The organism is Pedobacter terrestris, assembly GCF_052343045.1.
Taxonomy (GTDB): Bacteria; Bacteroidota; Bacteroidia; order Sphingobacteriales; family Sphingobacteriaceae; genus Pedobacter.
In genome coordinates this window covers 2,290,146-2,313,178 of the sequence record NZ_CP180264.1, presented here as the reverse complement: position 1 = coordinate 2,313,178, position 23,033 = coordinate 2,290,146, and the positions used below count along the sequence as shown (strand labels likewise).

The 23,033-nt window shown below is 41.8% G+C and carries 20 protein-coding genes and 1 tRNA gene; 13 read left to right on the top strand and 8 right to left on the bottom strand.

Annotated features, from left to right (window positions below; all coding sequences use genetic code 11):
- The 5 genes from ACJVDH_RS09885 to brxL are packed head-to-tail and all read left to right on the top strand — an operon-like array spanning position 1 to position 9,652.
- Positions 1–786 carry a DUF4007 family protein gene (locus ACJVDH_RS09885; protein ID WP_443947406.1) on the top strand — a complete coding sequence of 262 codons (786 nt, stop codon included), beginning with the start codon at positions 1–3 and terminating at the stop codon, positions 784–786.
- Positions 773–1,183 (top strand): hypothetical protein, encoded by a 411-nt coding sequence (locus tag ACJVDH_RS09880; protein WP_443947405.1) that lies wholly within the window; start codon positions 773–775, stop codon positions 1,181–1,183. The genes ACJVDH_RS09885 and ACJVDH_RS09880 overlap by 14 nt, the downstream gene beginning before the upstream one ends.
- Before the next feature lie 23 nt (positions 1,184–1,206).
- A complete protein-coding gene (locus tag ACJVDH_RS09875) occupies positions 1,207–5,850 on the top strand; it encodes a hypothetical protein (protein WP_443947404.1) in 4,644 nt (1,547 codons plus the stop codon).
- Complete coding sequence (locus tag ACJVDH_RS09870; protein ID WP_443947403.1) at positions 5,847–8,168, top strand: hypothetical protein; 2,322 nt, start codon at positions 5,847–5,849, stop codon at positions 8,166–8,168. The genes ACJVDH_RS09875 and ACJVDH_RS09870 overlap by 4 nt, the downstream gene beginning before the upstream one ends.
- A gap of 2 nt (positions 8,169–8,170) precedes the next feature.
- Complete coding sequence (brxL, locus tag ACJVDH_RS09865; RefSeq protein WP_443947402.1) at positions 8,171–9,652, top strand: BREX system Lon protease-like protein BrxL; 1,482 nt, start codon at positions 8,171–8,173, stop codon at positions 9,650–9,652.
- Here the strand turns inward: brxL and ACJVDH_RS09860 are convergent.
- The 3 genes from ACJVDH_RS09860 to ACJVDH_RS09850 form a co-directional block, all read right to left on the bottom strand.
- Positions 9,649–10,785 (bottom strand): cysteine desulfurase family protein, encoded by a 1,137-nt coding sequence (locus ACJVDH_RS09860; RefSeq protein WP_443947401.1) that lies wholly within the window; start codon positions 10,783–10,785, stop codon positions 9,649–9,651. The two genes, brxL and ACJVDH_RS09860, sit on opposite strands and share 4 nt — an antisense overlap.
- Before the next feature lie 54 nt (positions 10,786–10,839).
- Positions 10,840–12,822: a PIN-like domain-containing protein gene (locus ACJVDH_RS09855; RefSeq protein ID WP_443947400.1), complete on the bottom strand. Its 1,983-nt coding sequence runs from the start codon at positions 12,820–12,822 to the stop codon at positions 10,840–10,842.
- Between the two features lie 134 nt (positions 12,823–12,956).
- Positions 12,957–13,940 (bottom strand): hypothetical protein, encoded by a 984-nt coding sequence (locus ACJVDH_RS09850; protein WP_443947399.1) that lies wholly within the window; start codon positions 13,938–13,940, stop codon positions 12,957–12,959.
- Positions 13,941–14,353: 413 nt separating this feature from the next.
- On the opposite strand from ACJVDH_RS09850, the gene ACJVDH_RS09845 reads away from it, so the two are divergent.
- The 7 genes from ACJVDH_RS09845 to ACJVDH_RS09815 all read left to right on the top strand — a co-directional run bounded on the left by ACJVDH_RS09845 (position 14,354) and on the right by ACJVDH_RS09815 (position 18,222).
- Positions 14,354–15,124, top strand: coding sequence for a hypothetical protein (locus ACJVDH_RS09845; RefSeq protein WP_443947398.1), 771 nt, complete (start codon positions 14,354–14,356; stop codon positions 15,122–15,124).
- A 154-nt stretch (positions 15,125–15,278) separates the two neighbouring features.
- Positions 15,279–15,545 (top strand): helix-turn-helix domain-containing protein, encoded by a 267-nt coding sequence (locus ACJVDH_RS09840; protein WP_443947397.1) that lies wholly within the window; start codon positions 15,279–15,281, stop codon positions 15,543–15,545.
- A gap of 12 nt (positions 15,546–15,557) precedes the next feature.
- Entirely contained in the window at positions 15,558–15,821 is a 264-nt protein-coding gene (locus tag ACJVDH_RS09835) for a helix-turn-helix domain-containing protein (protein ID WP_443947396.1), read from the top strand.
- Complete coding sequence (locus ACJVDH_RS09830; RefSeq protein ID WP_443947395.1) at positions 15,818–16,126, top strand: hypothetical protein; 309 nt, start codon at positions 15,818–15,820, stop codon at positions 16,124–16,126. Before ACJVDH_RS09835 ends, ACJVDH_RS09830 begins: the two co-directional genes overlap by 4 nt.
- An 11-nt stretch (positions 16,127–16,137) precedes the next feature.
- Positions 16,138–16,650: a plasmid mobilization protein gene (locus tag ACJVDH_RS09825; protein WP_443947394.1), complete on the top strand. Its 513-nt coding sequence runs from the start codon at positions 16,138–16,140 to the stop codon at positions 16,648–16,650.
- A complete protein-coding gene (locus ACJVDH_RS09820; RefSeq protein WP_443947393.1) occupies positions 16,647–17,600 on the top strand; it encodes a relaxase/mobilization nuclease domain-containing protein in 954 nt (317 codons plus the stop codon). The genes ACJVDH_RS09825 and ACJVDH_RS09820 overlap by 4 nt, the downstream gene beginning before the upstream one ends.
- 10 nt (positions 17,601–17,610) lie before the next feature.
- Positions 17,611–18,222: a hypothetical protein gene (locus ACJVDH_RS09815; protein WP_443947392.1), complete on the top strand. Its 612-nt coding sequence runs from the start codon at positions 17,611–17,613 to the stop codon at positions 18,220–18,222.
- A gap of 289 nt (positions 18,223–18,511) precedes the next feature.
- Here the strand turns inward: ACJVDH_RS09815 and ACJVDH_RS09810 are convergent, their stop codons facing one another.
- Complete coding sequence (locus tag ACJVDH_RS09810) at positions 18,512–19,099, bottom strand: hypothetical protein (RefSeq protein WP_443947391.1); 588 nt, start codon at positions 19,097–19,099, stop codon at positions 18,512–18,514.
- Between the two features lie 173 nt (positions 19,100–19,272).
- A complete protein-coding gene (locus ACJVDH_RS09805; protein WP_443947390.1) occupies positions 19,273–20,163 on the bottom strand; it encodes a HEPN domain-containing protein in 891 nt (296 codons plus the stop codon).
- A 125-nt stretch (positions 20,164–20,288) separates the two neighbouring features.
- Here ACJVDH_RS09805 and ACJVDH_RS09800 point away from each other — a divergent pair, with 125 nt between their 5' ends.
- Positions 20,289–20,690 (top strand): helix-turn-helix domain-containing protein, encoded by a 402-nt coding sequence (locus tag ACJVDH_RS09800; RefSeq protein WP_443947389.1) that lies wholly within the window; start codon positions 20,289–20,291, stop codon positions 20,688–20,690.
- Between the two features lie 99 nt (positions 20,691–20,789).
- Here the strand turns inward: ACJVDH_RS09800 and ACJVDH_RS09795 are convergent, their stop codons facing one another.
- The 3 genes from ACJVDH_RS09795 to ACJVDH_RS09785 all read right to left on the bottom strand — a co-directional run bounded on the left by ACJVDH_RS09795 (position 20,790) and on the right by ACJVDH_RS09785 (position 22,884).
- Positions 20,790–21,323 (bottom strand): ORF6N domain-containing protein, encoded by a 534-nt coding sequence (locus ACJVDH_RS09795; RefSeq protein WP_443947388.1) that lies wholly within the window; start codon positions 21,321–21,323, stop codon positions 20,790–20,792.
- Positions 21,316–22,554: a site-specific integrase gene (locus tag ACJVDH_RS09790; RefSeq protein WP_443947387.1), complete on the bottom strand. Its 1,239-nt coding sequence runs from the start codon at positions 22,552–22,554 to the stop codon at positions 21,316–21,318. Before ACJVDH_RS09790 ends, ACJVDH_RS09795 begins: the two co-directional genes overlap by 8 nt.
- Before the next feature lie 257 nt (positions 22,555–22,811).
- A tRNA-Lys gene (locus tag ACJVDH_RS09785) sits at positions 22,812–22,884 on the bottom strand.
- Between the last annotated feature and the right edge of the window lie 149 nt (positions 22,885–23,033).

Genomic DNA, 23,033 nt, shown 5'->3' with positions numbered 1-23,033 from the left:
ATGCAGTATTTAAAAGAATACCAGGGTTTTTCAGTTGACCTCAAAGACCTTTACAAAGTACTCAGTCTAATCGCAAAGGGGCCGCTGAACAATGCGGAACTGCTGAAGGAATCCGGCTTTGGCGAAAACAAAGTTAGGGGTTTGAAGGAATACCTCAGCGATTTCGGTCTGCTGGCCGGAAAAAATACCCTGACCAGAACCGGCCAGATCATTTTCAAAAATGATGCCCGTTTCCGCGATCCGTTTACTAAATGGGTCTTATTATACAACTGGTCATTGAAGGAAAACAATCCCTTTCTGAATTTTCTAATCAATGATCTCAGCATGTCTTCAGCTGATGAAGCGGTTATCCGGAAGTTCAAACTATGGGCCGCGCGGAATAAAGTGAAAACCGATTATGATGGCAAAAAGCTAAACGGTTTGATTAACCGGACCAAAGCCGGTATACTGGATTCCTCGGCGTTCGAGTCCCTGAATCTGTTTCGCAGCTTTGATGAACAGCTCCACCGGGGGGAGCCCTACAACCTCAACCCTTATTTTGTAGCCTATGTTCTTTATCGCCAGCGCAAGGCCAGGACCTCGGTCAGCTTTGCCGAGCTGCTTGAAGAAAGAAACAACGTCGCGAAATTCTTTAACTGGGGTTCAAAGGAACTCGAGCTGAAAATGGTCGAGCTGATGAACCTGAAGCTGACTAAACTGGTTCATCATGCGGATCTTAATCTGGTGGAGTTTGCCTACAATGGCCAACCGGAGGAACTAATCGAAAAATATTATGCGGAGTATTAACGATTTTGTAAGGGAAGTAACCCATGCACGAAAACGAACGGGCATTGTGCTACTGAACGATCCCGAGCTACTCAGTCATTTCGAGGATTGCGGGCTGAACCTAATTAACCTTGCTGAAATGGAGGTAAAGAAAATCATCCAGACCGATGATGAATTGCTAACGCTGATCATGGGCAGCTCTAGCAAACAAGCTACTTTAGTTGTAAACCTGGAACTTTTCATCGCCCCAAGGCTCAATGACCTGAAATATCTCGAATATCTGCTGACCAAACTTATCGTAAAGGAACCCCGCTTACCAGTGTTCCTGGGTTTTTATTCCGAGGTAGTATTCACTTTTTTTAAAAAGTACTATTTTAGTCAAAGCGCTACACAAACCCATGTCTATGAAGCCTATTAAACAAAACCATATCTGATAGCTAAATGAAAATCAGTCAAATTATCGAACTCTCACCCGCATTCTCAGCGGAAGTCAATGTCCAACGGGATTTTGACTATAATCTTAAAGGTAAAAACGTCTACCTGGATGGCTATCTGCCTAATGTCAGCTCCCGCCATATCATGCGCCAACTTTTTGAGAGCCTATCTTTTCGCGACAGCGAAAAAGTTCACCTCATCATGGCCTCCTATGGTACAGGTAAATCTTATTTGCTACTCATCATGGCTTATCTGCTGGGCGTTTCCGACCAGGAAGCTTTCACCGAGCTCCGCAAAAAGATAGAAGATAAGGAAGATACCTACAATGACGGGCTCTCTTCCACGCTAAAAGAATACTGGCAAAGCGTTTCAGAATATCTAATCGTCATCCCCGATTACGGGACTGACGATTTTAACCAATCGATGCTCGCGGCATTGAACCTGGCCTTATTGGAAAAAAAGCTCATCTACCGTCCAAAAACCAACTACCTCCGGGCCGCCGAAGCACTTGAAAGCTGGCAGCACAACAATCCGGACCTGTATGCCAAGTTTGAAAGCAAGGTAAACACCAAAACTGGCCGTGACTTTATCGAACTGTTGAGAAAGTGCGACGGCTCGAGTTATGAATCTTTTAAGCTCATTTTTCAGGAGTTCATCGGATCGGAGTTTTCCGAAAGCCATGGCGATATCTATCAGGCGTTCTCCGATACCGCCCAGCACATTATGAGTAAAGGTTATAAGGGGATTGTGATACTCCATGATGAATTTGGAGGGGTTTTGGATAAACTGGTTAATAAAACAGCTCAGACGCCTACACTGAAAATACAGGGTTTTTTGGAGCAGGTCAAGGGCAAGGTCAGTAATGCCAATATCATCTTCATAGCGGCAAGCCATCAGGAACCCTCGACCATCCAACAGAACAAGCTTGAGGACATTAAAAAAGTAAACGGGCGTTTTGTACGGCATAAGCTCGTTATCGAGGATGCTGAAAGTGAAGAACTGATGGGCAAGGTGTTTATCACCAGAGATACGCTTGCAAAAGATAACCTCATCAGCACAGTCATCACAGAAGATTTACTGGAACAAACCGAAAACTTTTCCCTATATGATGGCAGGAGTAATGCCTGGATTACCGAGAAAATCATCAAGGGACTATACCCCTTACATCCCCTGACGGCCTTTGTGCTGCCAAAACTCTCTAATCAATTTGCCCAGAATAACCGCTCGATGTTCAATTTCCTGAGCCCAAAGGAAATCCGGGCAGGGGGACTGAAAAAGTATATCGAAGAAACCAATACAGCGCTATCCAGGGAAAAACTTAACTTATATACCCCCGATATGCTACTGGTTTTTTTCGAGGAAAATTTAGCGGATTCGCGCTCGGAAAATGTCGCCTCACTGGTCGATGCTTACCGCACGACCTTAGGAAAACGCGAGGATCCCATCATCAAACGGGTGCTGGAAAATATCCTGGTCTTAACGGCTGCACGAAAGGAGCAAATTCAGCCTAGTTTCGAGGTCTTGCTTTGGGCAATGGACACCGTTCAGGTAAATGATCTTCAGGAGTTGATGAACAGTCTGGTGAATGATGAAATCCTGGAGCTCAATCAAAACGGGGTTTATGAATTCCCGACTTTTGGTTCCAGAAGCCTGGGTAAAATCATCGCGGAAGAAAAATCCAAGCTTGGCACCTTAACTTTGAGCGAGAGTAAAATCATCTGGACGGAAGTTAATGGGCCAGTAGCTTATGTATTCGATGAACACAATGATACCTATGGCAGTAACCGGTCCTTCCGGACCATCTGGATCAACCATCCGGATGAACTGGAAACCTACCTCGGTATGCTTTTAAAAAACTACCGCTGGGAGAGTAAAGAAACATACATTCAGGGTTTTATTATTTATTTGCTGAGTAATGATGAAAATGACCTGGAGGCTTATCAAAAGAAAACTGGTGCTTACACCGATGTGTTGAAATACACCATTTTTGCCTTTGCCAAATCAGCGGACATTTTTGATAAGATTCTTTCCAGGACCACGGATTTTATGGCTTTAACCAATGCAGAGAGAAATATTGAGGTGAGCGGAAATGCCAACCACGTGCAAAAGGTAAAGGCTGATTTCATTAGATTGCGCGCCGAGCTGACCACCCAGATCAGAAACCTTTTCGAACCGGTCAACTGGCTATGGAGTTTTGCTGAGCTGACCAGCGGGATTGAAATTAAAAGCCGGGCCTTTGATAACCGGATGGAGGAATACATCAATGAACTATTTACCACCGTGTTAAAGATAAAGGACGATGCACTCTGGTTTACTAAGCCAAGGAGGGAGATTGGCCCGGTAATGTCGGATATATTAAGCGCTGAAAAGAACAGGCTTCCTTTAGCAAATCTTAATAACCAGTCAGTGAGCACACGAATTACCACCAATTTTTTCCAACACCTGAAACTTACTACAGAGGTAGTCACGGTGAATAAAATTCATTATGGCGAGCTCAAGGTTCCAGATTCTGGTTCTGCGGCAGAAGCGGTATTCAAACTGATAGACAAAACTTTAAAAGTCGACCAACTTATCCCGGCTTCGGATTTTGTTAAGCCACTTTTACAAGCACCCTTTGGTCTGTCGGAAACGGTGATCAAATATATGTTTACCTGTTTCCTTCGCGCCAACAAAGAAAACCTGCTGCTTATCGATCCTAAAAGACCAGCACAAGCACTGGACAAAGATTCCGCAAGCCTGGAAGAGCTGTTAAAACCAGGGTCTAGTTACCGGATTCGAAAAATTGAAATGTCCACTTTTGAAATCAGGTATCTCAAACAGCTCAACGGATTATTTGGCAAGGATGCCTATGCAAACGATTTCGGCGAGTTATCGAAACGATTTGAAGGTTTGATGAACTTTTTGAGCCCTTTACACTGGGCACTGTTCAAAAGGAAGCAAGATGTAGAACACTTTTACCTGGAATTGCTTCAGCCATTTTTATTGGAGGCCGCCTCAACAGGCGTAGACCGGGAAAAGCTGGCCAGGGAATTTTTCATGGTAACTCTTCCCGGACTGTTTTTACAAATGGCGAGTAAAGAGGAATTTGGGAACGATAACGATAATATCCCAAAACTGATTGCTAAGCTAAAGGTTTACAAAGAATACCCGCATGCAGAGGAAACCGCTTTTAAGGATGAGATCATCAAGACCGTGTCAAACTCGGTGTTCAAATCCTCAATTTCTACTATTGACGATTTCCGGGACGTGGTGAGCACCTGGTTTAGCGGGCTGTCCTATACCATAAAGTCCCTTGCGGTGTTTGAAGACCAGTCAGTGATGACCTGGGTAAAAAAAATGCGCTCGCCCGACCCGGTAGAGGTTGCGAAATTTTACCTCGAAGAATTGGCGACTCCATCGGTAAAGGAATGGACTAACCTGGGATTCCAAACCCATCAATATGTAGCCACGATTGAAAAATACAAAACCCAGATCGAAACCTACACCAGAAGTCCACTGGTGGTCTATCAGTCTATTGCCAGGGCCTGTTTCTCAATGTCGGCAAATGACTGCCCAACTGAGGAGATTTTTAAGGAAACCTTCCAGAATTGGTGGGATAAGCTATCTCCGTTAACCAAGGCACCGCATTTCGAGCAGCCGCTGGTCAATATATTTGTCGAGGAATATCAAACGGTGTTAACCGTCAAGGAAAAGTTTTTAACCTATATTCCCGCTAAATGGACCCAGGCCGGGCTGATAGGCGTCATAAACCCCCAATGGGAGGAATGGAGTTCGGTAGAAGTCAGTGTTATCGCCGAGGAATATGGTAATTGCGTAAAGGCGCTAAATGCCTGGAGACCGCCCATATTGGAGGAAGCCCTCTGCCAGGCGATCGCGCAATGTTTTGACCTGGTGCAGGTGGACAACTTTGAGGCGCTGCAAAATAGTTTAACGGACAGCTGGGTGGCGGAGCTACCGGACAACACCAAACTGGCCAACTGGCCTGAAGGAAGCCTGGAGGCTAGCCTACTCACCGCAATTCAGCAAAACCAGATTCGGACCTTTTTCTTAGAGACATTACCAGCAAGCTTTGGGCTCCGCGAATTTAAATACTGGGATCAGCAGGAGCTGCAGCAATATGAACAAAAATTATCGGCGCTAAAATCTACAATTGATGACTACAAACGTCCTTTGCTTGAAGTAGTGGCCGAGCTGGGAAAAAAACTGAAAATCAAAGCCGATTCATTGGCGGAGTTTCGCGTTCAGCTCAGAGAAAGCCTGCGTTCAACCGAGGCCTATCGTTTCAATGCAGGCAATGAGAGTGGACTGTTGAGCGATGAGCGTGCAATTCCATTTCTCGATGAGATCCGAAAGTTAAATTCGGATGACAACCTTTTTGAAATGATCGGCGTGATGGCCGTTGAATTTAAAATAGAGCGGTCTTATGACCAATGGTCTGCATCGGAGCAAAGTTTGTTCGTCAAAGCATTTCAAGAGGTTTTCACTTATCTGCAGAAGTGGAAGTATCCAAAAGATACGCGGATGGATGAGGCCCGCCTGAAACTCAATGCCGAGGTCGAAGCGATTGAAAAAAGCGCTAAACTGAGCAAATCACAAATCGTTAAAGTATTACGGGATGTACTATCCGACCAAATTAACTCCGGGGAATGAAGCTACTGATCGACCAATATCATTTGCATGAGACTAAAAGGGGTGACTTTGTGGTCAGTGACGAAGCCTCATTTCAGCAGGCTAGGTACTTGATATTCAATTTTTTAGTAAAGGGGCTCTCGGATGTGGAAATCATACACGTCTACCAGTCACCATTTTTGAACTGGTTCGATGATGTGCCGGGTTTACTAGAACGCTTGACGCCCAGAACCTTGCTGGCAGCAAAACATCCAGGTGTTGAGCTTCCCAATGAACTTAGCGATGAGGCGATTCATTCGCTCGGTCTGATCGGAAAATCCATCATACCCTCCGAACGCGAAATTTTTAGACATTTTTTTGGCAGCGAGCTGCCTCAGGACGACATCAGCGTCAAAGTGTTATACCAATTGGCGCAGATATGCGCCAGCAGCGGCGAGCAATTAACGAACGCTTATTTAAATTCCCTTTGGCGTTCCACCTTGTCATCCCTTCAGAATTCCGATACGCCGCTTTTAAACGCGCTGAGTGCGCCACTAATGGCATTGGATGCGGAATATGCAGCGGTCATTTGTGAGGGAATTTACTGCGCAAGGAACAAAATGTATTTTGAGCATTGGCAGCATGATCATGCACGCTATCTAAATGAGTTTGATATCAACGGGAGCCAACTGCGGGAGTTGCTGCAACGCGAGCAAGACTGGGAAAGCCCTGTAAACACCCGTTTGGAAAAGTCCATATACCATTTCGTTCTTGAACATTACCAAAATGGGGCAAAAAATTTTGCAATCATCTCTGGTGCATACCCAAGCGAGGCAGAGGCTTTGATCCATTTGAAACCGAATCTTTCGCTCGAAGACTACCAGCTGTTATCCGAGCGCTTCGCCGGGTCGCTGAGCTACCTCCAGCAGCAGGATCTGCGCCGCCTTTGCAGGCCGGTGCTGATGCCATTACCAGATTTAAACGGATACCCGCTGACCGAGCAGCATCAAATATGGAAAAACTGGGCGGTAGAATCTTTTATTCCCTTTAAGTTCTATTATGACGAAGTCAGCGAAGTAGATCCGGATGTACTGATGCAAATCCATAAAGGCTCGACCGCTTATTCCGACTGGCTTTTCTCCAACTACAGGAGCATATTGAGCAACACCGATATCCTGACCAATCTGGATATTGTTACCCAAATCCGCGGATTATTGAATGAGCCGCAGACTAGGGTAATCTGGTTGATACTAGATGGATTCCCGGCATTTTACGCGCCTGCCTTGCGCGGTATCCTGAAAAAATTCGGTATCAACAAAGTTGACCTCGATTGGAGCCTGGCTACCTTGCCGACGATTACCGAGCTGGGGATCCCGACGATGCTTGCGGGCGCTTATGAGCGTGGCATTGAGCCTAAGGATCTGGGCAATCGCCAGCAACTACTCAGCAAGGCGCTTAGCGGTAAGCAGTGCCATTATACCAGCAAACTCAAAGACTTTAAAACATTGCTGGAAATAGAGGGTGACCTTTGCTGTCTGCATACACACGAGATAGATGCCCTGCTTCATAAAGAGGATGCTGAATTTGATACCCCTCGGACTGCGCAAATTGAGCAGATACTTGAGAAGCGCATTAAAATGATCAGTGAAGTGATCAGAGAGTCAACCGAAAAGCGGATTAAGCTGGTCATCTCGACCGATCACGGGGCAACCAAATGCCTGAATAAAGGCCAGAAAATTAAAAATATCCGCCTGACCGAAGCCATTAAAGATCGGCCAAGGGAACGCTGCGTGCCCCTGCAGGGCAGTTTGGCCCATGAGCAGGTCGATCACCAGGAAATGTATGTGCTGGATGCGGACAGCGCTCAAAATCAGGTCAGTTGGGCCATTGTCAGGGGCTATACCTATTTTGGAAAGTATGATTCAGGTTACAGGCATGGCGGGCTAAGTCCGGAAGAAACCATCGTACCCTTACTGGTTTGCGAGGTAAGCGCCTCGGTTCAGGCGCAGCTTCAGCTCAGGTACATCGGCGCCAAAGAACTCACCTTTGGTAAGACCGAAAAAGATTTCCGGATCAAGATAAAAAACAATGGTCAAACGGCCATTGAAATTACATCCTTCTCGGTAATAGAGGATGAAAATTGTATTTTTGAATTGCCCCTGCAAATCCCTGCCCAGGCAGATAAGGTGCTCACAGGAGCGATAAAGCTATCACAAAAGTTGCAGGCCAAGGCCCGCGGCGGTCGCCTGGAACTCAGGTTTAATATGGAATGTCTGATCATGGGCGAGCGCGATACCCAGCAATTGCAATGTGTTGTCGCAACGGCTAAAGATGAATTTGAAGACGATTTTGACTTTTAACAATGGATAAGAATTTAAGGAATAAGATTACGGATATTTATGAATCCTCGAGTATAGATAAAAGCCTTTACAGCAGTTCCGGCTTGAATGAACAGAGCATCCCGGTTTTTGTCGGGGAGTGGCTGATTGACCGACAGTTAAAGGGTGGGGACTGGGATGAATCGGTGAAGCAACAGGTTATCGGCTTTATACATAAGTATATGCCTTCCAAGGACGAAGTCGAAGACCTGAAGCAGCGCCTGCGCAATGGCGACAGCGTTTCGGTGCTGGAATACATCTCACCTAAGGTAAACCTCAACCGGGATCAGACCTACCTGGAATCGGGCAGTCTGGGCAACCAGAAAGCCTATGTGGAAGAAATTCTGCTGAGTAAATTTCCCCGCTTGCTCAAAGGGGGGCTCTGGGGACTGGCCATTTACGGCTACCGCAGAACCGATGAAGGCGGCGAGGTATGGCTTAATGACTTTAAACCGCTCCAGGCATCGGCGATCGATTTTGAAGAATATGTCGAAAACAGAAAGCAGTTCTCACTCGATGAATGGCTGCAGCTGTTGATCAATTCGCTGGGCTATAGCGCAGAGGAAAAAGGGTATGGCAGCAAACAGAAAAGGCAGGCGCTCCTGACCCGCCTATTGCCTTTTGTTCAGCGCAGGGTCAATCTATTTGAACTCGCACCCAAAGGCACAGGAAAGTCATTTCTGTTTGGACAGTTTTCCAGGTATTCCAGGTTAATTGAAGGCGGAGCTGTCTCACCTGCCGTGCTTTTCTATAACGAAAATACAAAAGTACCCGGTTTATTTACCCAATTTGACGTCGTGGTTTTCGATGAGGCACAGACACTTTCCTTTTCCAGTCCGGATGAAACGGTTGCCAAACTGAAGGGCTATTTAGAACAAGGTAAATATTCCAAGGGAAAATATACCGTTTCCGCGGACGCAGGCGCGGTATTCATTGCCAACGTGCAAATTGATGCCCAAGGTTTACCGACCAATAAGCATAACCTGTTTGGCGAGCTGCCTAAGCTCCTCCAGGAATCCGCCCTGCTGGACCGTATACACGGCATCCTTCCAGGTTGGAACCTGCCCAGGATGACGGTAGGCGCGCTATCGGATGGGGTAGGGTTCAAGGCTGACTTTCTGGGTGAAATCTTTCATTACATGCGCACGCGTATTGAATTTGATAGGTTCGTGGAAGAAAGGAGTTATATGATCGGCTCCAAGGATTTTCGTGACGTCAGGGCAATTATGCGCATGTCAGCAGGCTTTTTGAAACTATTGTTTCCTAATCTGGACGAGGTGAGTGATGAAGAGTTTGTGGATTTTTGCTTAAAGCCAGCCATAGAGCTGCGCCAGCGGCTCCGGGAACAGCTGTATTATATGGATCCGGAATTCAAAAATTATGAGATCACGATCGAAAACGAGCGTTCGGGCATCACCATTTCCATGGAAGAACCTGAGGACGGGGCTAACTCTGATCAGGATTAAGTCCGGCCGATGTATCGCCTGATCATGTCCGACACCTGATTTACCTCTTCCAGGGTCGTGTATTTGCTTAATGAAAACCTGATGGCGCCAAACGCGGATTTATTTGTAACCCCCATCGCGCTGAGCACGTGCGAAGGTTCCAAGACGGCCGAGGTGCATGCAGATCCGTTCGATACGGCCAGTTCGGTCATCTCACTGATAAAGGTATTGGCATCGATGTTATCAAAACTAATATTAGCTACATTGGGTACCCGCAAATCCGGGTGCCCGTTTAGCGTTGCGCCGGGCAGTGCCAGCAGTTGAAGTTCAAGCGTATCTCGCAAATGCCTGATCTGCGCGCTGTTTTGCTCAAGATTTATAGCGGCCATCTCCAGCGCTTTTGCCATGCCTATGATGCCCGGTACATTGGATGTACCGCCCCGCAGACCCCGCTCATGGCCTCCGCCATGAACAACTTGCGAGAGCTTTAATCCTCTTTTCAGGTACAATCCGCCGATACCTTTAGGACCATGGAACTTGTGCGCGGAAAAAATCAGCACATCAACACCCAGCTGGCCGACATCAACGCTTATCTTACCCATAGCCTGGGTGGCGTCAGTGATCAGCACCGCTCCATAACGATGCGCAATCTGGGCTAATTTTTCAACAGGCTGAATGACACCGGTTTCGTTATTGACCAGCATCACGCTGACTGCCAGTGTCTGCTCATCTATGATGCTTTCTGCATCAGCGCAGCTGACCAGACCTGAGTTATCAACCGGAATAAATACAATTTCGAAACCGATCTGCTCTAAATAGGCGCAGGTATCCAATACTGCCCGGTGCTCGGTTGCAAGCGTAACAATTTTATTTCTTCCCTCGGCAGCTTCAAAAGCTAGTCCTTTTAATGCGATGTTGATGCCTTCTGTTGCGCCTGAGGTAAAGATGACCTCAGCGCCCGAAGCGCCTATGCAACCGGCAATCTGCTCTCGTGCCTGCTCAATGATGTTTTTCAGCTCCAGACCGAAATGGTGCTGACTGGCCGGATTCCCATATTGACCGGTAAGAAATGGCATCATGGCATTCAGCACATCGCCATCAAGCCGGGTCGTTGAATTATTATCAAGGTATATCAGTTGCTGTTCTTTTATCATTTCCAGGGTTAAAACATTGGTAAAAATACGGTAAACCAGTCATAAAATTTCCCATTAAAATTCGCTTCCCGTCGGTTCATTTTCTGAGCTTTTAGGCAAAGGGCCTCGCCAAAGGATTCTATTGCTACGGGCAAGCAAAAGCTGATCAGCGAGGGGGGGATTGAACTTGAGCGTCTGCTGCCAGCTTGGAATAGCGAATGCCCGCTTAATCTCCTCTTTAATATCTTTTTCAGACAAATATTGTTTCAACACGAATCTCACCATACCGTTGTTAAGCACAAACAATTGCTCATTTTCATAGCTGACACCCTCAAGTACCTGGACTTCGCCGTTCTCAAATATTTCCGTTTTTAATGAGATTTCAAAGGTTATCGCCTGCGGGTTTTTAGAAGGCAGGACGATCAGCTTGTGCTCATATTTAGCTAAGGCAGCTTGAATAAACTCTACTGCGGGCGTATAAATTGGATCCTTGAGGAGCGCGAATACCGGGTCGATAAACGAGCTCTTAAAGTCTGGTCTCCGTAGTTGACCGCTGCTATCGAAAAACACCTCATAGATCATCCCGGATACCAGGTGCAGTCGAACATAGTGATTACTGAACGCGCTGATCCTGTTTTCCTCTAAAAACTGCATCGCCAGGTAAGCCCCTCCAGATGCGGTTTGGTAAATGTTTCTCCCCAATACAAACAGGTCATTTTTAGAAAAAACAAGCTGATTCGGCGCTGCCCGGAACAATGCCTCGAAGTGTTCAATGGCAGGACTTTGAACATACCAGTTGTAGCTTTTGAGTTTACCGATGATTTCCCCAATACTGGCATCCTCATATTCCAGATAATTTTTGTCCGCTAGCGCCTCCGGGGCGTAAGAGCCTTTTTCCGTTTCTGCGGGTTCGCAGGCCTCAACAGCAGGCCGCTTCTCCGGTTTTACCTCCGTAGTCCCTTGGTTTTCAAAAACAGCTGCGCCTGTTTCTACAGGCTGCTCAGTTACGGCCGGTTCTTCGGGTTGAGGTTTTTCCAGCACGTCCGCTTCGGCTAAGATACCTTCCACTGCCTCGGCTATCTCAAGGCCGGCTGAAATTGCTTCCGCTTTTTTCTTTTTCACTTCCTTCTGCTCCTCGGCGTGTTTTATCTGCAGGGCAGCCGCTAACTCATAAACTCCGGTATTTCCGCTATCGATTAAGATATGGGTCAGACGCTCTAGGTTAATGATGTGGAAATCTTCATTACCGGCGTTCAGTTTGAACTGATAAACCAGCCGGGGATCAACGACTTTAAACTCCTGGTTAGGCCTTTCATGCCCCTTAACGATCACCTTTTGAGGTGCATACATCCAGTCGCGCTTCATGTCATTGGTTAACAGAATTACTTTTTTTTCGCCCTTATCTCTGGCAAAACCAATGATTTCCTCCCAAATAATCAGGTCCCCATAGGCGTTAAAGCCCTTGGTGTTGTCCTCATAGCCCGGTGGCAACTGGTTGTGAAAGCGATTTGGTCCGCTGATACTTACCTTTTCCGCCAGAGCAAAGATATCACTCTCTAAAGCCGTGCCATCAAACTTATCCTTCAGTTGTTGGTTAATGGCGTTGATATATGACGCATCACTGGTCTTAACTAGCATGCGGAGCCTAGAGACTTTGGCGGCGATATCTTTCAGGTCGGCGGTATATTCTGCCGCGTCCTTATATATCCCCGGGGGAAGATTGGCGAGGTCAATATGCAACGACAAAAACTTTTTAGCCTCCTCGAAGTCATTGCTGATGATGTCCAATTTCTTTTTGGCACTCAGATAGTCGCCAGCCTGGTTACGGATAAATTTTTTGGTATATTCATTCAGCGCCCAGGCCGGGGTCTTGAGCCGGTTTAATTTAATGAAGGGGTCTAAATAGTCAAAAAGTTCATTACGTGCCTTCTCGTGAAGGCGATAAAAGCTGGCCAGGATATTGGTGTCGATAACAAGGTAACAATCTTTATCATTCAATAGACTGTTAATCGCGGCATAATAGGCATCCTGGTCGATAACGCTTTGAGGAAGTTTCATGTGTTGAGGGTTAACTGATAACTGTTCGTAAATATAACAAAGCCAACCTAAAGCTGGCATTGTCTCTATGAAATTTGTCTAAGAATAATGGAGGAAACGTAATTCAAATGAACTGATACCATAAGGAATTTAGTTTAAAGCGACTCCCGCATCGGAATATGCCTTTCCCTGCAGTATTGTTCAAATTCACTATCTTTTAATAAATATTGATCACAAAATTCCACAAATTCCCGTTCAGTAGATTGATAATAGCGGTCTTCCGCGGTCATTAATTTTTCAACCTGTTCAATGAATTTTTCAAATTCCTTATTGATTTTGCAAAGCTTATCGATTGTATTGAAATCCAGCTCTCTGAGTTCAGCCTGATACAATACTTTACTTTGATAGGGATTGGCTGCCAGTTTTATAATTCCGATACCAAAGGATTGATTAAGGCGGGCCATTTCTTCCTGAAGGGCGCTATTGAAATCAAAGGCAACGAGATACCCGTAGTTCGCCCAGCTTGAATTGGATACGGCCTGAAAAAATGCCCTTTTGAGATCGCTATCGGTATTGATCTCCCGCTTGAGTTCAAATGAACTCAGCTCAAAGGTATCCATCCGGCTAACGGTTTTCAGAAAATTTCTGCTGACCTTGTTTTTTGGATTCAGAAACTTGATTCCGATCATATCGGGGTGGGTCCAGATTTGATTTGCATCTTTGTTACTCGACTGTTCATGAAAGATCGTTTTTGAATAAATTTCCGTGTTTTTTAAGTAACTGCTCAGCAAGGTGTGCAAGGAACGCTCCTCGTAAGTCTTTGGCCGCTTCGGTAGTAATAGATGGTCCGGCTGCTCTTCGGGTAAAACCTCGGTAGCACCCGTTAAGAATTCGATACCGATGCTCGACTCATTTTTAGTCAGGTAATACAAATAAGTTTCACCGGGGCGTCTGATACGTTTGATTCTGGTATCACCATCTCGAATGAGATCACCAAGTATCGAAGAAACGGTTGTTACCGGTGTTTTGGAACCGAAATCGTAATATTTCTTTTCGATGATATGGTGGTAAATTTCCATGTAATTTGCCAACGCCTGGATATCATCCAGACTTTTTAAAATCGCTTCTTTTATTGTCATAATCAATTGCCATCGGCGCTTCGGCCCAGCTATTAGTTTAGATCAATTGAAAATACGATTTCCATTTCGATTTAGGTCTTCAACAACAAATAAAATTTTAGGGTTGGCCTGTGCCTTGTAGATTTTGCTTGGATTGACCATCATTTTGGAATTGAGGTGAATGCGTTTCGGTCTAAATTCACCACCTCAAGGAACTGATAACTAGAATGCACGACGAGTGCGGATTTTCTTCAACTGCTCAATCAGTTGCGGAATCATTTAGTCAATGGAGTCGAAATCTCCAAAATTGTCATTCCAAAAAAAGCACAAACGGTTTATCACCCTACTTTAGCGAAAGAACAATTTTGTAACGAACCTATCCTATTGTAGTCTTATTATCATGCTTCTATTGTAATATCATAGAAGATATTTTTATGAAGGAATATTTTAAACCTATTCAGCCATTAAGAAAAAGGAAACATTCTTATGATATTGGAAATTCATTTTCTTGGTACAGGAGCCATTATGACAAGCATTTTTTAAACGTTGTATACGACACTGATTACCGAGAATTCGAGGCTCTTTACCAATATCATTTGAAATACTTCAGAATGGTTAATGAAGGCTCAAATGATGCTGAATTTTACAAGCACGTTAGAGATTTGGTCAGTGATGGAATTATTGACCTTCTAAAAGCTGATAAGCCAGGATCATTTTTCAACAGACATGGTAAAATCAATGAACGGAAAATTAAGTTACGTGCTTTCCTTGATTACTTAAATAGCAGTTCTTATAATGACGAAATATTTGAGCTTAAAGAGGAAGTAATTTCAAGACAACTTCTAGAAATAGAAGCTCTTAACAAGGATCTGGTTGAGTTAAAATCACAGCTCGATCAGACTCGAAAGCTTGAGACTGGAGATTACATAAATATCTCTGATGGCCATTTACTCAAACTTTTGGATCTTTTCCAGAAAATACAGGATATCAAAATTGATTCATATAATGAGTTAGTTTTTTCCCAAACACAGATCGTTTGGGTAAAGATGATTTGCAAATATTTTCGACACAATCATAAAGAAATAAATTTCGATACCGTTCGACGGTATTTTCCCGCTAATAGAAACGATCCTAGCAGACGTTCAGCGTCGATTCCTCGTAAACACAGTGTATTTCAGATAAGCCTTTCCAATAAACGGTCCTAAGGTCAATCTTTTCATTCTCAGTGTCATTTATGTTTTTCGGTAATATCGCTAACTGAATTTTCTTATTACATAAGGCACCATTCTTACCATGCGATTCCGTATGGTAATCTTTAAATTTCCATAAACCACACTTTTGATTCAAAAATCGAATAATATGGAAATTATCAACCAACAAAACCTAAGTGCATGTATACGTGATTCGGTACGCACAGAACTACACGAACACTTTACAAAAAACATTGATGTTCAAATTTCAGAACGGCTTTTGTCTAAGACTGACCTCGCTGAAGAACTGGGTATCTCGCTGGTAACGCTAAACCTCTGGATGAGGAAAGGACTCCCTTTTTTGAGGCTTCATAAACGAATTTATTTTAAACGTAGCGAAGTAGTTAATGCGATGCACCAAGAAATCAAACTTTAGATTTTTAAAAAAATGAGATTAGACCTTATTACGAAAGAAGATTTATCAGAATTCAAAGTGGATATGATAAATGCAATTGAACAATTATTAAAGGGCGGCAGTACACAGCAAAAGAAGTGGCTAAGAAGTGCAGAGGTTAGAAAAATGTTAAAAATTTCGCCAGGGACTTTACAAAACCTAAGAATTAACGGTGTACTCGCCTTTACAAAAGTGGGCAGTATTTTTTATTACAGATTGGATGACATTAATGCCGTAATGGAGGGGGAAGAAAAATGAATAACTCAAAACCTGAGATCAGAGCATATCATGATTTTTTAACAAAACGAATGAGCAAGGATGAAAAAATAAAAATGCCCCACCTCGCTTTATTTGCTGGCTTAATTATTTGTTGGACTCAAGAAGGACGAACAAATACTTTTTCAATAACACGGAAAACATTAATGTCTTTTTCTAAAATTTCTTCAATTGCTACTTATCACAAGTGCATCAAAGAATTAGACCAGCTTGGCTATATTATTTATCAGCCTTCTTTTCATCCAAGAAAAGGAAGCATGGTGACGTGGGGAAATCGCACTAAATAAATTAAAATATTTTGCAGGATTTGGCGACATGGTTTTTTGAAACGCTGAGGGAGCAAGTTTGTGTTTTTGTTACACAAAAACCTTTTTCGCTACTAGCAAAAAAGAACTTGTCTTTTTACTCCCGATGGTCGCAAAAAGTAGGAAGAACAAAGCGTATGAATGAGATAGATAAATCAGAAAGATTTCTGAGATCCAAAGGCGGAAGGCCGGTAAAGAAAATAAAAAAAGATTCAGGAATAAGAGTGAGGTTAAGTAAAATGGAATATTTTATGATTGAGCAAAAATCAAAACAGTCCGGTTTGAAAATCAGCGATTGGTTTCGTCAGGCAGCAAAGTCAGCCAAGGTTTCTCCAAGACTCAATCCCGAAGAACTCAAAATTTTCAGGATACTAGCTGGTATGGCTAATAATCTTAATCAGTTAACTAAGCTATCTCATGAGCAGGGTCTGTTAGTATTTCAGAAAAAGTGCAGAGTGCTTTTAGATGAGATAAATGAAATAATAGCTAAGCTTTTCAAACAATGATTGGTAAGGTGGTCGTGGGAAAAAGTTTCGGAGGTTGCGTCCGTTATGTCGTCAACAAAAAGGATGCTAGGTTACTTTATGGGGATGGAATCAGATTAGCTGATTCATCCCTTATTATCAAAGATTTTAATTTGCAGCGGCAAATGAATCCAGGGCTTTCAAAAGCAGTTGGTCATATCTCCCTTAGCTGGAGTGAAGAAGATGTAGGTAAACTGAATGACGAAAATATGCTGGCAATGGCAAAAGAGTATCTGGGGCTGACGGGAATTAAGAACACACAAATCCTAATCGTCCGTCATCATGATAACCATCATCCTCATTTGCATATTATCTACAGCAGGGTTGATAATGAAGGCAAGGCTATTTCAGATCAGTTTCAATTTAAAAGGAATGTAGCGGCATGCAAAAGCATAACATTAAAGCATGGGTTGTTTATAGCTGGTAATAGAAATCTGGTCAATCGCAAGGCTTTACAGGGAAGCGATAAAATTAAATATAGTCTCTTTGATACGATAAAAGTAGCCCAGAAGAGCAGTAAGGATTGGCAAGACTTCGTTTTGAGGTTATCAAATTCAGGTATTGATGTGATTTTTAAATATAAAGCTAACAGCTCAGAAATTCAGGGAATATCCTTCAAGTCGGGAGATTACACCTTCAAAGGTTCTCAAATTGATAGGTCACTTAGTTTTGGTAAACTCGCAGACCACTTCCTTTCGAAATCTAAAAATGTAGAGACATCGAAATCGAGAGAGAATCAACCCAGTTATTCTCCTGGAAGAAATTCCTCCCCTAAACCGATGGGATTGTTAAAAGCTGTTAATATCCTTTTCGCTCCCTCGTCATTTCCTGTATCTGCAAATGAACCTGAAGCCGACCCAAGAGGAAAAGGTAAAAAGGGAATTTATGATGGCGAGGAGGATGAAGAACAAAGTCAGGGAAGAGGACGATAAAAAACAACTTATGGAAAATACTGAAGAGAAATTAGAAAATATAGAACAGCTGATTGAGGTTTTTATCAGTAAGCAAAAAATCTATGAAGAAAAATTGGATTTACTTATTAGAAATGAGCCGGTCAATTACGAAAAATCATTTTCAACAATTATAGAGATTTTGCTAAAGCAGAAACACGAACAACAATTTTCTGTTTTAAATAACCACCTGCAAATTTTAATCAAGAAATCAGCTGCGGCACCATCTGTAACTCCTGTCAGGCACTATCATAATTTTGACTTCAGTTCAAAACCATATTTCACCGGTTTAGCAATTATAACAATTACCTTCATTTTTTCAATTGGTTTTTCTTTCTATATGTTTTCTCAAAACCAGAATATATCAACTGAGGCTGATAAGTTTAAGGTGATAAGAGGTAGTGAACCCGGCTTGGCTTCAGCAATTGACTCACTATATCTAGTTGACAGCGATAATCTTATGAACCAAGCTGAGAAGCAAATTTTAGCGCAAAAGCGGGCAATACTAGCCACCGAAAAAGAACAGAGTGCAAAGTCTGTCTATGAGAAAGCCAAAGCTGAGACTAAAGCGTTAAAGCAAAATAATTTGAAGAAGAAAAAATAGTTTCTTAGCTGAAGAGCTTTTTTGTCTGGTGAATCTACTAACTGAAACTCTGCTAATCACTCATAAAAATTTCTTCTAATTTGATAGTCAGAAAAAAGGCAATTTTAATATCTAAGTCCTGTTAACTTGAACAAAAATTATTATTCCCTTGTAATTATTTGTCTGTTTCTTATCCTTGCTTTTTAGTGATATGAGTAATAATCAAAATAATTGAGATGGTCAGCACAGATACCGATTGATGTTTGTCCATAAATCCCTTGACTATTGGTCAAGAAAAATCGATAAAATTTTAGGGTCGTAGTTTATTTCTTTCACTAATCAACCACATTGCTTCGAACAGACAAATCAGGTTTTCGTAAATAGGAATAATTTGCTCTTTGGATAGACTTTCCTCCATGTATTTATGACTTAAAGCATCATACAGCCAGTTTCTCAAGATAGAATTGTAGTGGCGCAGCTTATTGGTTTTAAAAAACTTTTTAATTACGGTAGCAGGATTTACGATTTCATCTACTTCCAGGTGATTTGGGTAATCCCGTAATTGTTTCCTCTCATTTTTTATACACCATTCTTTAATTACATTTTTTTCGTCGTTCTCAATATCAAGTTTTCCAATTGTTTTTTTTCGAATTAACCAGGCAGCTTCAATAAGCTTCATGGTAAGTTCATGGTCATATAATCTGTCTGACGGGCTACTCTTTATGGGATGATTTGATTCAAATGAAACATCGTTTCGCCAATCCTTTAACATTTCCAACTGTTGCGGCAACCAGGCAGCATCAAAGAATGCTGTTATGGGTTTCATTGGCATCTCTATTTCGTTAGCATCAAGGAAGTTAATCCGGTTCTTACGTTTTTGTTTTATCTTAGTTTTCATAATGATGTCTTTTATTGTGATTCCGTCATCAAAGTCATAGTTCATAAGCTTTTCCATCAGGAATAGTTGATTTACTCAATATTTGTTAAGAAAATTTATCTAAACCCAATAGAAATTTATTGATTGCATGATAATAGATGAAATTCATTCAAGCAATATTATGTGCTCTGACATTAAGACTCTTGAACTATATTGTGAAAATTAATTTCATTTACATCATTTTCTTGCCTTTCAAATTCTGCTATCTTTTCCTCGCACAGACTTCTTGTCAACTTCTCAAAAGCGTAAGCTTTAGATAGAATTTTATCAGCATCATCTTGTTCTACTTTAAATTGATCGTTATAGCGGGCCTGAGAATAACTTTTAAGCAAAATTTCGAATAGTCTGCGATCTTCAGCGGTGGACTTCAACATTTCATAGGGTAATGATGAAAAGCTCGAGCATAAGTCAAGCTGGCGTCCAAGATGGTGGATGTCTGAGCGGTAAGATAGGTGAACGCGAATTAATGCTATAGTACATTGTTCGATCACCTGATGCGCCATGAAGAGGCAGACTGCAAAATGCTCATTGCTGTAACAGTCTGCTGCGCCTTCCAGGAAACCGGAAGCCAATTTAATTCTGTGGGTATAATGTTTAGTTGCTTTTTCAAAATCTTTAGATGGGTCAAAAATAATTTTTTCGACTATATTGAAAATCCCGTCAGCGCTATACAATTGCTGTGAATCGTTTAAAACGGAAATGAAAAAACGGTTGTTTTTTGATATGCATTCCTGAATGGTTTCCAGACCATGAGATAATATTGTGGTTTTTCCGGGGTAAAATCTGGTATTGCAAAAATCCTGCGCTTCATGTTCATTTCTAGTCTTACTTTCCATAACCATTAAAAGAAAGTGATAATGTTCAGTTGTATTATATTTCGAACCGAAACATCCGGATTTACTAACAGTTTTGGTGATCCTGCAAAAACAGTAAATATACATCGGCCGGAATTTTTCGACCAATAATTTTACGAGGTCCATGATGCATTCTGTTCGAATGTGAGTTGCGGATTGATTTGTTTTCATAACATTATGATTTTAAGTTACCTCGAATTTGCAAATCAATTCAAGTGTACCGAACCACAAGTGGATTGTTAAATACGAAAAATGAGTTGTTTTTAACGGTCAAAAAAAAATAGGTATATTTGGGTATGGAAACATCTGAAAAAAACACTCGAATGCATTTAGGACGTAAGATTTCTCGTATCCGTGAATTACGTGGCATGAAGCAAGAAGCGCTTGCCAATGAATTGGGTATTAGCCAGCAAGCTATTAGTAAACTTGAACAGAGCGAAGATATTGAAGATTCAACCTTAGAAAAAGTTGCAAAAGTGTTGGGTGTAACTACCGAGGGTATTAAACAATATTCTGATGAAGCAGTATTCAATGTTATATCTAACACTTTCCATAATACTAGCAGTGACAACTCAACCCTAATTGCAAGCTCGCTGAACTACCAACCGACTTTTAATACTATCGAGAAAATCGTCGAATTATATGAAAGATTATTAGCAAGCGAACGCGAAAAGATCGATCTTCTAAAGAAGTCTTAATTTTTTTAACATAAATAGCAAAAGAGCTTATCACAAATTGTGATAAGCTCTTTTGCATATTTTGACACCAACTTTTGATCATCAAAAATTATTTGAATTTTACAGGTCATCTGGTTTAAAACCTATTCGTTTTCTAACTGGTTTCGGTAGCTCTGGCTTATCCAATAACTCATCAAGATACTTAAATACGATCTCCATATTCTTATCCTGATTATCCAACTTCTTTTTAATCTTTTCAACTTCCAGTTTGATTTCCATATTATCGTGTAATATATTTCTAACCCTGGTGAAAATTCGGATAATCTGAATATTCATTTGTACCGCTCTTGGACTTGATAATACGCTCGAAAGCATTGAGACTCCTTGCTCTGTAAAGGCCATAGGTGGATATTTCAAATTAGCTCCAGATTCCAAGGTGCCAGATTGGCACCTTGCATTATAATACTCTTCAGCAGTGATTTCGAACATAAAATCATCAGGAAAACGTTCAATGTTTCTCCTTACCTGTCTTTTCAGTTGTTTATTTTCTACGCCATAAAGTTTAGCAAGATCTGAATCAATCATTACTTTCTGACCTCTAATAAGATAAATCTGGTTAAGCACCAATTCATCAGTAATGATAAGATTATCCATTTGGTTTTTTGTTATTTGATTTTTGCAATAATTTTTCTTTTAGCCTGGCCATATCAGCGCCAACCTTAATGTCCACCACCTTGGCATATTGCTGAGTTGTTCTTATGTTGGTATGGCCAAGCATTTGAGATACGCTTTCAATTGGAACCCCGTTTAACAGCGTTACAGTTGTTGCGAAGGTATGGCGGGCAATATGTGTCGTTAGTTTTTTATTTATCCCGCATATAGCAGCAATTTCGTGCAAATATTCATTCATTTTCTGGTTAGTTATAACAGGTAGAAGCATACTTTCGCTGCACAGGGGATGATCAGCGTATTTATCTAATAGCACTTGCGCTTGTGGGAGAATCGGTATTGCTGAACGGGTATTGGTTTTTTGCCTTACCTTGACTATCCACTGCTCGCCATCGATACCTTTATTGATGTGATTTTTCCTTAAATTTTTTACGTCTGTATACGCCAGACCAGTATAGCAGCAAAATATAAATACATCGCGAACTGTGCCAAGTCTTTCAGAGGAGAATTCCTTTTCAGTAATTTCCTGAAGTTCGTCCTCGTCCATGAAGAATCTGTCTGTCTTCTTTGTTTTGCCTTTATATCCAATGAAAGGATTATTTTCAATTAATTTATTGTGGTGACTAATGTTGATGATCTTACCGACACTTTTCAATATTTTAACAGTATAATTGTTCGAGCACTTTTTTACCGAGCGTATGTAAAAATCAAAATCACTTATAAATTTCTGATCAACCTTCTTCAAATCAATATCTTCCAGTTTATATTTTCTTTGAATGAATTCCTGCACATGTTTTCTAAGTACCAGAAAACGTTTGAGCGTACCCGGCGCATAATCTTTTCCAACCAGAGACCTCATTTCATCATTGTGCTCATCGATAACATCAAGGATTGAAAGCGTATTAATCTCCTTTCCCTGGAATTTTGCTTTGATTGATGCAATTGTAATTTCTTCATTTGCATTTAACAGCGATTTGTAGGCATCATAAACCTTTCGTTGCAGCTGGTCTAACTGAAAATTCAGAATCATTGATTCTTCTTTTTTACCGCTGGCTCTGCCGGAAAATGAATTCCATAGGTTAGGATGACAGGAACGCGCAGTAGAAATCTCTGCACGTTTACCGTTGAGTGTTAGTCGGATGTAAATTGGTGCTACATCACCTTCATAGTTTTTTTGTCTTTTCAGATAGAAAAGAACACTAAAATTGGTTTTCATAATGATAACATTAAGAGTGAAACAAAATTAGCATTGCAGTAAGACCTTTACAAGATGTTCGGGAGGTGAACGGCTTGTAATTCAATTCGTTAAGCCGTTCTGGTGAGTAAATTTAAAATTTAGCTCAACTCACCAGATTACTCACCAGACTATGCCAAAACACGCCTAAACGATGCATAAAATGACATTTTGGTAAAAAACAAAAGCCTGCAAATGTTTGATTTGCAGGCTTTTAGCGTTTTTTGACATTGATTTTGTGATCCCGCTGGGATTCGAACCCAGGACCACTACATTAAAAGTGTAATGCTCTACCAGCTGAGCTACGGAATCATTCCTTTTGTTTAAGGAGGTGCAAATATAGAAAGTAATATTATTTTAACAAATTATTTAAATGGAAAAAATTACTATTAAGTGCAACCGCTTGATTCACAAATTCTTTTTTTCCTGAATATATCTTTTTTAGGTTCGGTGAGCCTTGT

Coding starts and splice junctions, on each gene's coding strand:
- ACJVDH_RS09885 (WP_443947406.1), top strand. CDS start 1: ATGCAGTATTTAAAAGAATACCAGGGTTTTTCAGTTGACCTCAAAGAC.
- ACJVDH_RS09880 (WP_443947405.1), top strand. CDS start 773: ATGCGGAGTATTAACGATTTTGTAAGGGAAGTAACCCATGCACGAAAA.
- ACJVDH_RS09875 (WP_443947404.1), top strand. CDS start 1,207: ATGAAAATCAGTCAAATTATCGAACTCTCACCCGCATTCTCAGCGGAA.
- ACJVDH_RS09870 (WP_443947403.1), top strand. CDS start 5,847: ATGAAGCTACTGATCGACCAATATCATTTGCATGAGACTAAAAGGGGT.
- brxL (WP_443947402.1), top strand. CDS start 8,171: ATGGATAAGAATTTAAGGAATAAGATTACGGATATTTATGAATCCTCG.
- ACJVDH_RS09860 (WP_443947401.1), bottom strand. CDS start 10,785: ATGATAAAAGAACAGCAACTGATATACCTTGATAATAATTCAACGACC.
- ACJVDH_RS09855 (WP_443947400.1), bottom strand. CDS start 12,822: ATGAAACTTCCTCAAAGCGTTATCGACCAGGATGCCTATTATGCCGCG.
- ACJVDH_RS09850 (WP_443947399.1), bottom strand. CDS start 13,940: ATGACAATAAAAGAAGCGATTTTAAAAAGTCTGGATGATATCCAGGCG.
- ACJVDH_RS09845 (WP_443947398.1), top strand. CDS start 14,354: ATGAAGGAATATTTTAAACCTATTCAGCCATTAAGAAAAAGGAAACAT.
- ACJVDH_RS09840 (WP_443947397.1), top strand. CDS start 15,279: ATGGAAATTATCAACCAACAAAACCTAAGTGCATGTATACGTGATTCG.
- ACJVDH_RS09835 (WP_443947396.1), top strand. CDS start 15,558: ATGAGATTAGACCTTATTACGAAAGAAGATTTATCAGAATTCAAAGTG.
- ACJVDH_RS09830 (WP_443947395.1), top strand. CDS start 15,818: ATGAATAACTCAAAACCTGAGATCAGAGCATATCATGATTTTTTAACA.
- ACJVDH_RS09820 (WP_443947393.1), top strand. CDS start 16,647: ATGATTGGTAAGGTGGTCGTGGGAAAAAGTTTCGGAGGTTGCGTCCGT.
- ACJVDH_RS09815 (WP_443947392.1), top strand. CDS start 17,611: ATGGAAAATACTGAAGAGAAATTAGAAAATATAGAACAGCTGATTGAG.
- ACJVDH_RS09810 (WP_443947391.1), bottom strand. CDS start 19,099: ATGAAAACTAAGATAAAACAAAAACGTAAGAACCGGATTAACTTCCTT.
- ACJVDH_RS09805 (WP_443947390.1), bottom strand. CDS start 20,163: ATGAAAACAAATCAATCCGCAACTCACATTCGAACAGAATGCATCATG.
- ACJVDH_RS09800 (WP_443947389.1), top strand. CDS start 20,289: ATGGAAACATCTGAAAAAAACACTCGAATGCATTTAGGACGTAAGATT.
- ACJVDH_RS09795 (WP_443947388.1), bottom strand. CDS start 21,323: ATGGATAATCTTATCATTACTGATGAATTGGTGCTTAACCAGATTTAT.
- ACJVDH_RS09790 (WP_443947387.1), bottom strand. CDS start 22,554: ATGAAAACCAATTTTAGTGTTCTTTTCTATCTGAAAAGACAAAAAAAC.